Origin of the sequence: Methanocaldococcus lauensis (assembly GCF_902827225.1) — an archaeon.
In the GTDB taxonomy this organism is placed as follows: Archaea; AGJL01; Methanococci; order Methanococcales; family Methanocaldococcaceae; genus Methanocaldococcus; species Methanocaldococcus lauensis.
The window spans coordinates 440,896-454,685 of the sequence record NZ_LR792632.1; the positions used below are offsets into that span (position 1 = coordinate 440,896).

7 protein-coding genes, 1 pseudogene and 1 CRISPR repeat array (1 of these 9 running past the window's edge) are annotated in these 13,790 nt (G+C 30.4%); of the genes and pseudogenes, 7 read left to right on the forward strand and 1 reads right to left on the reverse strand.

Annotated features, from left to right (window positions below; translation table 11 throughout):
- Window positions 1-983: a CRISPR direct-repeat array (repeat unit 31 nt; unit sequence ATTTCCATCCCCTTAGGGTCTGATTTTAGAC) (it extends 83 nt beyond the left edge of the window).
- Window positions 984-1,466: 483 nt separating this feature from the next.
- From alaS to KMP69_RS02550, 3 genes are all read left to right on the forward strand, one after another.
- Window positions 1,467-4,148: an alanine--tRNA ligase gene (gene alaS, locus KMP69_RS02540; protein ID WP_214400391.1), complete on the forward strand. Its 2,682-nt coding sequence runs from the start codon at window positions 1,467-1,469 to the stop codon at window positions 4,146-4,148.
- A gap of 103 nt (window positions 4,149-4,251) precedes the next feature.
- Complete coding sequence (locus KMP69_RS02545) at window positions 4,252-5,184, forward strand: DNA cytosine methyltransferase (RefSeq protein ID WP_214400728.1); 933 nt, start codon at window positions 4,252-4,254, stop codon at window positions 5,182-5,184.
- A 219-nt stretch (window positions 5,185-5,403) separates the two neighbouring features.
- Window positions 5,404-8,691 carry a helicase-related protein gene (locus KMP69_RS02550; protein WP_214400392.1) on the forward strand — a complete coding sequence of 1,096 codons (3,288 nt, stop codon included), beginning with the start codon at window positions 5,404-5,406 and terminating at the stop codon, window positions 8,689-8,691.
- A 9-nt stretch (window positions 8,692-8,700) separates the two neighbouring features.
- On the opposite strand, the gene KMP69_RS02555 is transcribed toward KMP69_RS02550, so the two are convergent.
- The gene (locus tag KMP69_RS02555; protein ID WP_214400393.1) at window positions 8,701-9,750 is read right to left on the reverse strand and encodes an ATP-binding protein; all 1,050 of its coding nucleotides are present in this window, start codon (window positions 9,748-9,750) and stop codon (window positions 8,701-8,703) included.
- A gap of 169 nt (window positions 9,751-9,919) precedes the next feature.
- Between KMP69_RS02555 and KMP69_RS08085 the strand changes: the two are divergent.
- The 4 genes and pseudogenes from KMP69_RS08085 to KMP69_RS02570 all read left to right on the forward strand — a co-directional run.
- Window positions 9,920-10,036 (forward strand): annotated as a pseudogene (locus tag KMP69_RS08085) (IS6 family transposase); the annotation flags it as partial.
- A gap of 14 nt (window positions 10,037-10,050) precedes the next feature.
- Window positions 10,051-10,359, forward strand: a complete 309-nt coding sequence (locus tag KMP69_RS02560; RefSeq protein WP_214400394.1) for a nucleotidyltransferase family protein — start codon at window positions 10,051-10,053, stop codon at window positions 10,357-10,359.
- Window positions 10,352-10,702 (forward strand): HepT-like ribonuclease domain-containing protein, encoded by a 351-nt coding sequence (locus KMP69_RS02565; protein ID WP_214400395.1) that lies wholly within the window; start codon window positions 10,352-10,354, stop codon window positions 10,700-10,702. The genes KMP69_RS02560 and KMP69_RS02565 overlap by 8 nt, the downstream gene beginning before the upstream one ends.
- Window positions 10,703-10,941: 239 nt before the next feature.
- Window positions 10,942-13,725: a DUF1156 domain-containing protein gene (locus tag KMP69_RS02570; RefSeq protein WP_214400396.1), complete on the forward strand. Its 2,784-nt coding sequence runs from the start codon at window positions 10,942-10,944 to the stop codon at window positions 13,723-13,725.
- Window positions 13,726-13,790: the final 65 nt, after the last annotated feature.

Here is a 13,790-nt window from a genome sequence, read left to right on the forward strand (position 1 = left end):
TAGGGTCTGATTTTAGACCCACGCTTGTGTGTAATGAACCAAATTGCAATTACAACATTTCCATCCCCTTAGGGTCTGATTTTAGACTATATGATAATGTATTATTTTTTAATGTATAGCTAAAATTTCCATCCCCTTAGGGTCTGATTTTAGACTTTTAATCTTTCTTCAAAGCCCTTTTTTATCCATTCATTTCCATCCCCTTAGGGTCTGATTTTAGACAGAATGAAATCCCTTGCCGCATCAGAAGTTTACGCTATGTTAGAATTTCCATCCCCTTAGGGTCTGATTTTAGACATACCTTCCCCTTAACATACCAAGCCCATTTATCATTATTTCCATCCCCTTAGGGTCTGATTTTAGACAATCACAAACAGCAAGAGTTTATATCATTAATAAAGAGATTTCCATCCCCTTAGGGTCTGATTTTAGACGAATTAATGAAAAATTTAGAGAAAATCGAAAAAATAATTTCCATCCCCTTAGGGTCTGATTTTAGACCCACAGGTGAAATATTGCCCGCCGCACTTTGTAAAATTATTTCCATCCCCTTAGGGTCTGATTTTAGACAGTGATAAAATGAATAATGAGGATTTAACAAAGATTTATTTCCATCCCCTTAGGGTCTGATTTTAGACTGCAAAATCAACAAAATAAAACTCAAAATTAAAAAATGATTTCCATCCCCTTAGGGTCTGATTTTAGACGTAGATGTGTAGATTTAACGATTTTATCAAAAAAAGGAATTTCCATCCCCTTAGGGTCTGATTTTAGACTCGAAGGGAGAAATATCGTTTAATGAGCTATTTATTATTTCCATCCCCTTAGGGTCTGATTTTAGACATAACTTCTGCCAGATGGAAGAAGTATTGGTAGTAGATTTCCATCCCCTTAGGGTCTGATTTTAGACGTTAATTTCTCAAAGTTGGTTGAGTAATATGTGGGCAAAGTAATTTCCATCCCCTTAGGGTCTGATTTTAGACAGGGCATAATTTTTTGATATTAAGGACTAAAATTACTTTATTATGCTTCTTTTTATATGGGTTATAGTTCGAAGGGTCAATAACCCTTGTTATTTATATACCTCCGAACTTATATATAAACTTTTCTATTTTTATTTATTTGCTTAAAAATTCTTTAAATTTTTAATATCAACCTTTTTATCGGGGAAAATTGAAGATAAAAATAAACTACCAAAATCTCCTAAAAATCTCAATAATTTAATAAAACTAAATACTCAAATTCTTTAAAATAAAAGACCCTTCGAAATTCGTTAAAAATTCTTAAAATCAAAAAATATTAAATTAAAATCCTCTAAATCAAAAAATAAAAATTTTTAGCGAGAGAGAATATGTCAAAAAGCATAAATTTTAAATATCCTAAGTATATTTATAACACCATAAAAATATTAAATACACTAATAATAATAAGAATTTAGGTTTATAACTAAGTCGAAGGTGAATTAGATGGAACATAATTACAAAGTAAAATTATTTGATGAATTAGGATTTGTAAGAAAGAAGTGTAAAAAATGTGGGCAATACTTTTGGACTTTAGATGAGGAGAGAGAAACATGTGGGGATGCACCTTGTGATATCTATTCCTTTATAGGAAAGCCAATAACTAAAAAGCCATACACTTACAAAGAAATGGTTAATGAATTTATAAACTTTTTTAAAGAACATGGACATCAACCAGTAAAAAGAGCTCCTGTAACTGCAAGAAGATGGAGAGATGATATTTTATTAACAATAGCTTCTATAGCAGTATTTCAACCATGGGTTACTAAAGGTATAGTGAAGCCAAAAGCTAATCCTTTAGTTATAGCTCAGCCATGTATTAGGTTGAACGATATAGATAACGTTGGAAGAACTGGAAGGCATTTAACATGTTTCACAATGGGAGGTCATCATGCTTTTAATAGAGAAGATGATTTCAAATATTGGCAGGATGAAACTGTTGAGCTTTGTTTTAATTTCTTTAAAAAATTAGGAATTGATGAGAAATCTATAACATTTATTGAAAGCTGGTGGGAAGGAGGAGGGAATGCTGGGCCGTGCTATGAGGTAATAACACATGGAGTAGAATTAGCTACTTTAGTCTTTATGCAGTATGAGAAAGTTGGAGATAATTACAAAGAGATACCATTAAAAATAGTCGATACTGGTTATGGAATTGAGAGATTTGTTTGGGCTTCAACTGGAGAACCAACAATATATGATGCCATATTTAAAAATATTGTTAATAAATTGAAGGAAGATGCTGGAGTTAAGGATATAGATAAGGAGATATTAGCTAAAATTACAGAAGTTGCTGGTTTGATGGATGTTAAAGATGTTGGTGACTTAAAGAAATTGAGAGAAGTTGTAGCAAATAAGATTAATATTCCAGTTGATGAATTGGATAAATTAATAGCTCCTTATGAAGATATTTATGCAATAGCAGACCATACAAGAGCTTTAGCTTTCATGTTAGGAGATGGAATAGTCCCATCAAATGTTAAAGATGGATATTTAGTTAGAATGCTTATAAGGAAAACATTAAGGCACATGGATAGATTAAACCTCTCAATACCAATAACTGAGATTGTTGCAATGCAATTGAAAGATTTGAAAGATTTATATCCAGAATTATTAGAGATGGAAGATTACATTATGGAAATTTTAGAGATAGAGAAGAAAAAGTATAGGCAAACAATTGAGAGGGGTAAAGGATTAGTAGAGAGATTAATAAAGAGTAAAAAAACCATAGATTTAGATAATTTAATTGAGTTGTATGACAGCCATGGATTACCTCCAGAAATAGTTAAAGATGTCGCTAAATCTTTAGGGAAAGATATTAGCATTCCAGATAACTTTTATACTATAGTTGCTGAGAGACATGAGAATAAAGAGGAAACTAAAGAAAAAGTTAAATTGCCAGAAGTTGATGTGGAAAAAACTGAACTCTTATTCTATAAATATCCAAAAATGAAAGAGTTTGAGGCAAAAATATTAAAGGTTGTTGATGATTATATAATCTTAGATAAAACTGCCTTTTATCCAGAGGGAGGGGGGCAGAAGGCAGATACAGGATATATAATAAAAGGAGATAAGAAGTTTAGAGTTATTGATGTGCAGAAAGAAAATGACATTGTATATCATAAAATAGAAAACTTAAATGATGAATTAAAAGAAGGAGATATCATTAGAGGAGTTATTGATTGGGATAGAAGGTTGAGCTTAATGAGAAACCATACAGCTACACACATTATAAATGCAGCGGCACAAAAGGTTTTAGGAAAGCACGTTTGGCAGGCTGGTTCAGATGTTGATGTAGATAAAGCAAGGTTAGATATAACTCACTATAAGAGAATAAGCAGAGAAGAATTAAAAAAGATTGAGAGAATAGCTAATGAAATTGTTCTAAATAACTACAATGTAAAAAGTGTGTTTATGGATAGAAATGAGGCTGAAGAGAAGTTTGGATTTAGAATATATCAGGGAGGGGTAGTTCCAGGAAATGTTTTGAGAATAGTTATTATTGAAGATGAAAATGGAAATATTGTGGATGTTCAAGCATGTGGAGGAACACATTGCCAAAACACTGGAGAAGTTGGATTTATAAAGATAATTAAGACAGAAAGAGTTCAAGATGGTGTAGAGAGGTTGATTTATTCAAGTGGTTTAAGTGCTTTAAAAGCAGTCCAAGATATGGAAGATACTTTAGAGGAGAGTGCTGAAATTTTAAGATGTCCTGTTGAAGAATTGCCAAAGGTTATAAAGAGATTCTTTGAAGAGTGGAAAGAACAAAGAAAGAAGATAGAGGAGTTGGAGAAAAAGATAGGAGAACTTAAGAAATTTGAATTAATGAATAAGTTTGAGACAGTTGGAGATTACAAAGTTTTAGTTGAAAAAGTTGATGCAAATCCAAAGGAAATGTTGAATATAGCTGATAACTTAGCTACTGAAAATGCTATAGTTGTATTATTAAATGATAAGGGCAATATACTATGCAAAAGAGGAGAAAATGTTGATATAAATATGGCTGAACTTATAAGATATATTGCTAAAGGAGGAGGAAGAGAGCATTTAGCTCAAGGAAAATATGAAGGAGATGTAGAGGAGATTAAGAAGAAAGTCACTGAATTCATTAAAAATAAACAATAAAAAAATAAAAAATCTATTTTTATTATTTTAAGATTTGGAGATTTAGTTTTTAATTTAATTTTTTGATATAATTTTTTTTCAAAGTGGTGATATTATGGACACTATAAATGTTATTGATTTATTTTGTGGATGTGGAGGTTTTTCAAAAGGTTTTTTAGATGAAAACTTTAGAATATTAGGAGCTATAGAGAACTTTAAGCCAGTAGTTAAAACTTATTTATACAATATCAAAGCTCCAGTGTGGATGGATGATATAAAGAGGATTCCTCCAAAAGCATTTGATGAATTTATAAAAAATGAGAAAGTTGATGTAATTATCGGCTCTCCTCCATGTGAGCCATTTACAAAAGCAAATAAACTAATTAAAGACAATCCATTAGATAGATTGTATAAAGACAAAATTGGCAGGTTAGTTTTATACTATATTAATTATGTTGATTACTTTACACAAAAAAATGACGATTTAATATTTGTTATGGAAAATGTCCCACAAATTAAAGAAATTAAAGATGAATTAAAAAAGTTGTTTGGAGATATAGGGCATAGGGTTTATTTTAATATATTGAAAGCTGAAGATTATGGAAATCCATCCAAAAGAGCGAGGATGTTTATTTCAAATATAAAATTAAAACCAAAGAAAGCAGATAAAATCGTTGTTGTGGAAGAGGCTTTAAAAGATATTCCAAAAGATGCTAAAAACCATGAAATTAAAAAACTTTCTAAGGAAAAAATAGAAAAAATATCAAAATTAAAGTGGGGAGAGGCGTTATATAGATATAGAGGAAAGAAAAAACTAATGTTTAATTGGTATCGTCTCCATCCTCATAAGTTAGCTCCAACTGTTAAAGGTAGAAGTAGATTTGTTCATCCTTATGAAGATAGATTATTAACTGTAAGAGAACAGGCAAGATTAATGAGCTATCCAGATGATTTTGTATTCTTTGGAGGAAGAGATGCTCAATATAATCAAATTGGAGAAAGTGTTCCACCGATATTGAGTAAGGTAATAGCAAAAGAGATTAAAAAGAGGTTATAAAAGTTACACCTCCAAGCGTACGCGAGAAGGTGTTATGTTTTGGTGAAGCTTTTACTAAAAGGTTCGGAGGAGAGTGTTCCACCGATATTGAGTAGAGCTATAGCTAAAGAGATTAAAAAGAAATTAATAAAATAAATTTTTTAATTAATTTAAGAATCAGTTATTCCAAATTAACTATACTAAGACTCTAAAAGTGATGATATATACTGAGGGTTACCTATGAATATAAAAATACAACCAGGTTGTATTATTAAAAGTCCTAAATTAAAAGAACCATTTATTGTTGAAATGGTCAATAATGTTGATGATACTATAAAGATTATTGGATACTATATAAATTCAAGAGAGTTGGATTATTTTATTCTCACACCTGAAGAGTTTAAAGATATTGAGATAATATTAAACCCTCTTGATTTTAAAGGAAATCCTGAAGGAGTTATGCTTGCAATTGAAAGTTTGCGATATCAGTTTGCATCTCTCTATGATCCAATACTTGCAGTTAGTGTATCAAAGATATCTCCATTACCATTTCAAATAGATGCAGTCTATAACTATATCCTTAAAAATCCACAAATAAGATTTTTACTTGCAGATGATCCTGGTGCTGGAAAAACTATAATGGCTGGACTTGTAATAAAAGAACTTAAATTGAGAGGTCTTGCTGAGAGAATACTTATTGTAGTGCCTGGAAATTTGATAGAGCAATGGAGGAGAGAACTTAAAGAAAAATTTCAAGAAGAGTTCGTTGTTGTAAATAGAAATGCAGTTAAAAACAATATGGATATCTGGAGAAGAGAAAAACAGCTAATAGCTTCAATTGATTTTTTAAAACAGGAGGATATTAGAAAAGTTCTTGAAACTGTATCGTGGGACCTTGTAATTGTTGATGAAGCCCATAAACTTGCAGCATATAAATTTGGAAATAAAGTACAACGTACTAAGAGGTATAAAGTTGGAAATATACTTTCTCAGAATTCTACTCATTTACTGTTTCTAACCGCTACTCCTCACAAAGGTGACCAAGAAAACTTTAGATTATTGTTAGATTTACTTGTTCCAGGATTATTTACTGACAAAGAAGTATTACTTGAAGCTATAAGAAATAATGAAAATCCAATATTTCTAAGGCGTATGAAAGAAGATCTTGTTGATTTAGATGGTAAAAAGATATTCAAACCAAGAATATCTAAAACTATATCATTTAACTTAACTAACGATGAAATGGAGCTATACAATGAACTATCCAAATATATAAGAGACAGATATACAATGCTTCAAGGTAATAGAAGGAATATAATATTTCCATTAATAATTCTTCAGAGAAGGTTTGCATCAAGCCTCTACGCTTTGTTAAAATCACTTAAAAGAAGAAAATCTAAATTACAGGAATTTCTTAAAAATGGTAAGTTTGAAGAATATACTCAAATTACTATTGATGATTTGTTAGAATTAGAGGATGAAGAGGAAAAAGAAAGATGGAAAAGAGAATTAGAGATGGAAACAATTCCTATATCAATAAAAAGAGAACAAATTGAGGAAGAAATAAAAACAATAGATAGATTAATTGAAATGACAGAAGATCTAATAAAATCAAAAGAAGAGACGAAACTTAAAAAACTTAAAGAGATTCTTGAAATTATTAAAAAAGAACATGGAGAAAATGAGAAAGTATTGATATTTACAGAGTTTAAAGATACTCTTGAATACCTTGTAAAAACGTTGGAAGATTGGGGATATAAGGTTACATATATTCATGGGGAAATGTCAATGGATGAAAGAATTAAAAGAGAGAAGGAATTTAAAGACACAGCTCAAGTAATGGTTGCAACAGAAGCTGCTGGAGAAGGTATTAATCTACAATTCTGCCATTTGCTTATAAATTACGACATTCCTTGGAATCCAAATAGATTAGAGCAGAGAATAGGGAGAGTACATAGATATGGGCAAAAATATCCAGTCTATATATTTAATTTTGTTGCAAAGAATACAAGAGAAGGGATAGTTCTTGAAAGAGTCCTTAAAAAGTTAGAAGAAATTAGAAAAGCACTTGGAGATAAGGTGTTTGATGTTATTGGAGAACTGTTCAATGGAGAGAACTTATATAAGGCTTTAACTGAGATAGCAACAATGAGTAAAGATCCAGAGAGTGTTCTTCAAGAGGAAATTAATCTTGAAACTGAAGAAATCAGAGAAAAGGCAAAGATAATACTTGAGGAATCTCTTGCAACTAAGCATATTGATTTGTCCAAGATAAGAAAACTTCTTGAAGAGGCAGAGGCTAATAAACTATCTCCAGAGTATCTTGAAATATTCTTTATAAAGGCAATGAAATATTTAGGAGCCAAAGTAAGAGAGAAAAAACCTCATATATTTTCCATTGAAAAAGTGCCAAGAGTTATTAGGGAGATAGCTAAAATAAAAGGATATGGGGAAGTTCAACGCTCTTATAAGGAAATAACGTTTGATAAAAAGATAGCTGAAAGTAATGACAATGTGGAGTTCGTTTCATTTGGGCATCCACTATTTGAAGCATTAAGACATTGGTGTTATGAAGAGTTTATTAAAGACCTTCAGAGAGGAGCAATATTTTATGATCCAAAAAATAAACTTCATGGAGTTATTTGGTTTTTTGAAGGAGAGATTAGAGATGGATTTAATAATATAGCAGGAAAAACACTTATAGCAGTCTATGATGATGGAGAAAAATTTGAAATAATTGACCCAAAAATAATATGGGACTTAGAACCTGCAAAGGACAGTCCAAATATAAGTGTTGATTTTAAACGCAGAGATAATGCAATAATTTATGCACACAAAGCTGCTGATAAATATAAAGATAAACTTATGAAGGAGAGAATGAGGCAAGCAAAGATTAAAAAGAAGTATGGAGAAAAATCATTAAAAAAGCTCATCAGTGATATTGACTTTAAACTTGCAGAATATGAACTTTTAAGTAATGAAGAGAAAAAAAGAAAGGCTTTAGCAATTAAAAATTATGAGGAAAGATTAAACAGATATAAGAAAGCACTTAAAGAACTTCCAGAGAAAATTAAAAGAGAAACTTCTCTAACTGCTAAACCACCTGTATATATTGGTGCAATTTATGTATTGCCAAAAGGGACAATGGGAGAAAATCCTGAAATAGAAGAAATTGGAATGAAAATAGCAATGGAGTATGAAAGAAGACATGGGAGAGAGCCAAAAGATGTTTCTAAGGAAAATCTTGGATATGATATATACTCTGAAGGTAATGGTGAGAGGAGGTACATTGAGGTAAAGGCAAGAGCAAAACTTGGAGATGTTGAACTCACATGGAATGAGTATGTTACTGCAAAGCGTCTTGGAGATAAGCATTGGCTTTATGTTGTTGCGTATGCATCTGAAAATCCAACACTGTATATAATTAGAGATCCAGCAAACTCTTTAAAGATTGTTGAAAAGTATGAGATAAGATTTAAAGTGCCAGTTGAGGAATGGAGAAAAAAAGGATTAAAGGTAGATATTTAAGTAATGGTATTATAAAACTCTCTTTATAGCGTTCCAGACTAAATAACTTTGAGGTTTTAAATTACCATCAATTGGATTTAAGAATAATATATTCTTTTTAATTAAAAACTCTCTAATTTTTTTAGGGATTTTCATATCCTCGATTATGTAATTTTCTTTAAATAAACTTAGATAATTAACAACTTCTTTATAAAATTCTTCATTATCCTCTTTTACATCTTCTAAAAAGTATTTCAATTTTGAAATTTCTTCTTTTAGCATTAAATTTAATATATCCTCTAAATCTTTGTATCTCATTTTATCAATAACTTTATAGATTGAAGCTGGCTTTCCTCCAACATAAGAATAGATTTTTTCTTTCTCTTCATTAGAGAGATTTTTATTTAATATTTCTTTAGCTAAGAAGTCCATAAACTTTAAGGCAGTTTCTTTATCGAAATCATCTACTAATATATAATCTACTCTACCATCAAGCATAGCCTCATTATACACTTTTTCAATGAATAAACTATCAGAAGATGTGCAAAAAACATGACAAAGGTGTTTATGTTTTGTTAAGGAAATGAAGTAATTGAATAGTTCATATATTAAAAATCCGTTGATTTTCATATCGCCAATTTTTTGTAATTCATCAAGAATTATAACGGGCTGTTTTCCTTGCTTTTTTAATTCTAACAAAATATTAGTAATATATTTAAAAACATTTTTAGTAGTTTTTTTATTTAATAATTCGTTTAATGTATTTTTAGGCACTGGAATACCGCTAACTACTGGAATGTCTTTAATTATACTTTTAATAACTTCTAATGGTTTTTTATCCTCGCTATATTCTTCAAATAATACTTCAATAAAATCTTTATATTTAGATAAGAATATTTCTCTTAAATCAAAGTAAAAAACTACATACTTATTTTTATCTAACCTATTAGATATTATTTCATTAATTAATGCTGTCTTCCCACTATTAATAGGCCCAAAAATGAAGTAAATAAAATTTGGCTCCCCTTCTAAGATCGATAGTATTTCATTAATTTCTTTTTCTCTGTTAAAAAATTTCATTTTATTCACCAGTAAAAGTTATCAACTAATAGTATTTTCTCCCTGCATTATATATCGTTTATTTCACATTACATTGAGGATGTGAAGATAAGAATTAAATAATTAATTGTGTAAAAAAGAAAAATATGAATTTACGATAGAGAGGTTAAAGAAAAGTATTGGGTAGAATATATTTAAGAAGAATAAGAAGCCTATAGAGATTAAAATCTTAACTGGAATTTTGTATTATTTAGGATTATCATTAAGAAAAGTGAGTTTGTTTCTTTCTCAATTTGAAAGTATAAACCAATGGTGAAAGATATGGAACTTAATAAAGAAGTTATTTTAACTACACTCAGAAAGCATAAAAATGAATTAAAAAATTTTGGAGTTAAAAGGATAGGATTATTTGGAAGTTATGCAAGAAATGAGCAAAAGGAAAGTTCAGATATTGATTTTATTGTTGAATTTGAAAAAGGAAAAGCAACGTATGATAATTACATTGGGTTGATAACATACCTTGAAAATTTATTTAACAAAAAGGTAGATTTGCTCACTGTAGAAGGTTTGAAAACTATAAGAGTAAAAGAAGTTAAAGAAGAGATTGAAAAAGGGGTAATATATGTCTAAAAGAGGAGATAAAGAAATTTTAATGGACATTTTAGAGGCCATACAGAGAATAAAAAATTATACTGATGGAATGGACTATGAAACATTTTTATTAGATACAAAAACACAAGATGCAGTTATAAGGAATATTGAAATAATCGGAGAAGCTGTAAAATTATTATCCCCACAAATTAAAGAAAAATATAAAAACATTCCTTGGAAAAACATTGCAGGGATGAGAGATAAACTTATACATTTTTATTTTGGGGTAAATATAGATATTGTTTGGGATGTCGCAAAAAATAAAATTTTGGAATTAGAAGAACTAATAAATGAAATTTTAAATGAAATATCAAAAAAATAATATCACTTACACTAAAGAATTCATTTGCTTGAAAAATTAACGGTAATTAATGGTAAAAATTATAAAATTCTTTTTAAAGCGTTTTTTAAAATCAAAACATATTTTTAATACTCAATTACTAATTTTTTAGATGTAATATATAATATATAAAAATTAGAACTACAGAAACTTAAAAGAAATCATATTTATTTGTTTAGAAATTCAAAAATTTATGAATAATGAGGAGAAAGGTGAAGATTATGGAGGATAAAAGATTTATTGAAGTTGCATTTCCTGTTAAGGATGTAAGTGAAGAATCAGCAAGAGAGAAAAATATTAGGCATGGGCACATATCTACCTTACATATTTGGTGGGCAAGGCGTCCGTTGGCATCTTCAAGAGCCACTATTTATGCCTCATTAATTCCTGAACCAAAAGATAGTCATGAACTTGAGAGGAAAAAAGATTTTATTGCAAAGTTATCAAAGTGGGAGAATTCTTTAGAAGAGAGTATAATAAAGAGAGCAAGAGATGATATTCTTCAATATTTTGAAAAGATAAAAAATGATCCAAATCAAAAGAGACCAAGAGTGTTAGATCCATTTTCTGGTGGAGGTTCAATTCCATTAGAGGCTTTGAGATTAGGATGTGAAACATACGCTATGGATTATAACCCAGTTGCAGTTTTGATATTAAAGGCTGTTCTTGAATATCCACAGAAATATGGAAAAAAGGAAAAAACAGGACCACTTGATAAAGTGTTATTTAAAGATAATAACAGTAAAAATTATGATCTTGTTGAAGATGTTAAAAAATGGGGTAACTGGGTTTTGGAAGAGGCAAAGAAAGAGATTGAGAAATTTTATCCTAAAGATGAAGATGGCTCAATATCTGTTGGATATATATGGGCAAGAACAATTCTCTGCCAAAATCCAACATGTGGTGCAGAGATTCCATTAATGAGACAGTTCTGGCTTGCAAAGAAAAATAACAAAAAAGTTGCTCTATATCCTTATGTTGAAGATAATGAGGTTAAATTTAAGATAGTTGGAGATGGTTATGAGCCAATGCCTAAAGATTTTGATCCTTCGAAAGGAACTGTAAAAGGGGCAAAGGTAACATGCCCAGTTTGTGGAATGACGCACGATGCAAATACTACAAGAAGATTATTTAAAGAAGGAAAGGCTGGGCAGAGATTAGTGGCAGTAGTATTAACCAACAAACGAAAGAAAGGTAAATTTTATAGACTTGCTACTGAAAAAGATGTTAAAGCTTATGAGGAAGCAAAAAAGTATCTTGAAGAGAAGAGAGCAAAGCTTATAGAGGAGTGGGGCATTGATCCTATGCCTAATGAACCTTTACCACCGAAGGGAACACTTGGCTTCAGAATACAGAACTATGGAATGACTAAATGGAGTGATCTTTTCAACGACAGGCAAAAGCTTGCATTGATAACCTTTGTAGAGAAAGTTAGAAAAGCTTATGAGAAGATGCTTGAAGAAGGTTATGCTGAGGAGTATGCAAAGGCGGTTTTAAGTTATTTGGGAATTAGCATAAATAACTTAGCAGAAAAAAATAATAATGTAAGTAGATGGGCTAATACTAAAGAAACTATTGCAGGTTCATTTAGTAGACAGGCTTTACCAATGGTATGGGATTATTTCGAATCAAATGTATTCAGTGGTTCCACAGGAGATTGGTTAAACTCAATAGAATATAATTTAAATGTCCTTTCCCACATCACCCAAATCCCACCAGTAGAAAGCAATGGCAAAAAAATCATTCCAACAGTTATGCAAGCCTCAGCTACAGAACTCCCATTCCCAGACAATTATTTTGATGCAGTCATTACTGATCCTCCTTACTACGACAACGTTCCCTACTCTTATCTTTCAGACTTCTTCTATGTATGGCTTAAAAGAAGTATTGGAGATTTATATCCTGAACTTTTTATAACCCCTCTCACACCGAAGAGTAAAGAGTTAGTTGCTTACACTCACGACAAAGATTGGGAATCTGCAAAAAAATATTTTGAAGAAGGAATGAAGCAGGCTCTCAAAGAAATCCACAGAGTTCTCAAACCAAACGGCATTCTTGTGCTTGTATATGCTCATAAAACAACTGAAGGTTGGGAAACATTAATAAACTCTCTACTTGATTCTGGATTGGTTGTAACTGCTTCTTGGCCAATCCACACAGAGATGAAAAATAGATTGAGAGCAAAAGAATCAGCGGCTTTAGCATCATCTATCTACATTGTTGCAAGAAAGATTGAAAAGCAAGGTATTGGATGGTTTGATGAAGTTAAGAGAGAATTAAAAGAAAATCTTGAAAAGAAACTTAATGCATTGTGGAAAGAGGGTATAAGTGGAGCAGACTTCTTTATCTCAGCAATTGGCTCAGCAATTGAAGTTTTTGGTAAATATGAGAAAGTGTTAGATTATGAAGGTAATGAAATTAGAGGAGATAAGTTACTCCAAATGGTTAGGGATATTGTTAGCAACTATGCAATAAGACAGGTCTTGCATGAGGATATATCCTCTGAATTATCTCCACTTACAAAATTCTATGTGCTTTGGAGATGGGCTTATGGTGAGGCAAAGGTTCCTTTTGATGAGGCAAGAAAACTTGCAACATCTGTTGGTTTAGACCTTGAAAAAGAATGGAACAAAGGATTTATAAAAAAGGATAAAGAATTCATTAAAGTTTTAGGTCCAGAAGAAAGAAAAATTAAGGATATATCAAATAATGACTTAATAGATGTCCTCCATAAAGCACTGTTACTCTGGAAGTCAAATAAAAAGAGTGAAATGATCCAACTATTGGCAGAAACTGGCTGGGGAGAAAAAGAGATATTCTACAAAGTAGCCCAAGTAATTAGTGAAATATTACCAACAGATAGCAAAGAGAAAAAACTACTTGATGGATTCCTAACTGGAAAAGAGCATATAAAAAGAGCAATTGCAGAGGGAACTTATCAAATATATGAAGATGAAGAAAAAGAGAAATCAAAAGTTAAGACACTTGATGAATTTATTAAATAAAATTAATTTTAATTTTTTAATTTTATTTTAAATTTAAATTTTAAGATTGTAATATTAGAGTATAT

What these genes read in the sequence shown, in the direction of transcription:
- alaS (WP_214400391.1), top strand. Translation starts at nt 1,467, where the DNA reads ATGGAACATAATTACAAAGTAAAATTATTTGATGAATTAGGATTTGTA.
- KMP69_RS02550 (WP_214400392.1), top strand. Translation starts at nt 5,404, where the DNA reads ATGAATATAAAAATACAACCAGGTTGTATTATTAAAAGTCCTAAATTA.
- KMP69_RS02555 (WP_214400393.1), bottom strand. Translation starts at nt 9,750, where the DNA reads ATGAAATTTTTTAACAGAGAAAAAGAAATTAATGAAATACTATCGATC.
- KMP69_RS02560 (WP_214400394.1), top strand. Translation starts at nt 10,051, where the DNA reads ATGGAACTTAATAAAGAAGTTATTTTAACTACACTCAGAAAGCATAAA.
- KMP69_RS02565 (WP_214400395.1), top strand. Translation starts at nt 10,352, where the DNA reads ATGTCTAAAAGAGGAGATAAAGAAATTTTAATGGACATTTTAGAGGCC.
- KMP69_RS02570 (WP_214400396.1), top strand. Translation starts at nt 10,942, where the DNA reads ATGGAGGATAAAAGATTTATTGAAGTTGCATTTCCTGTTAAGGATGTA.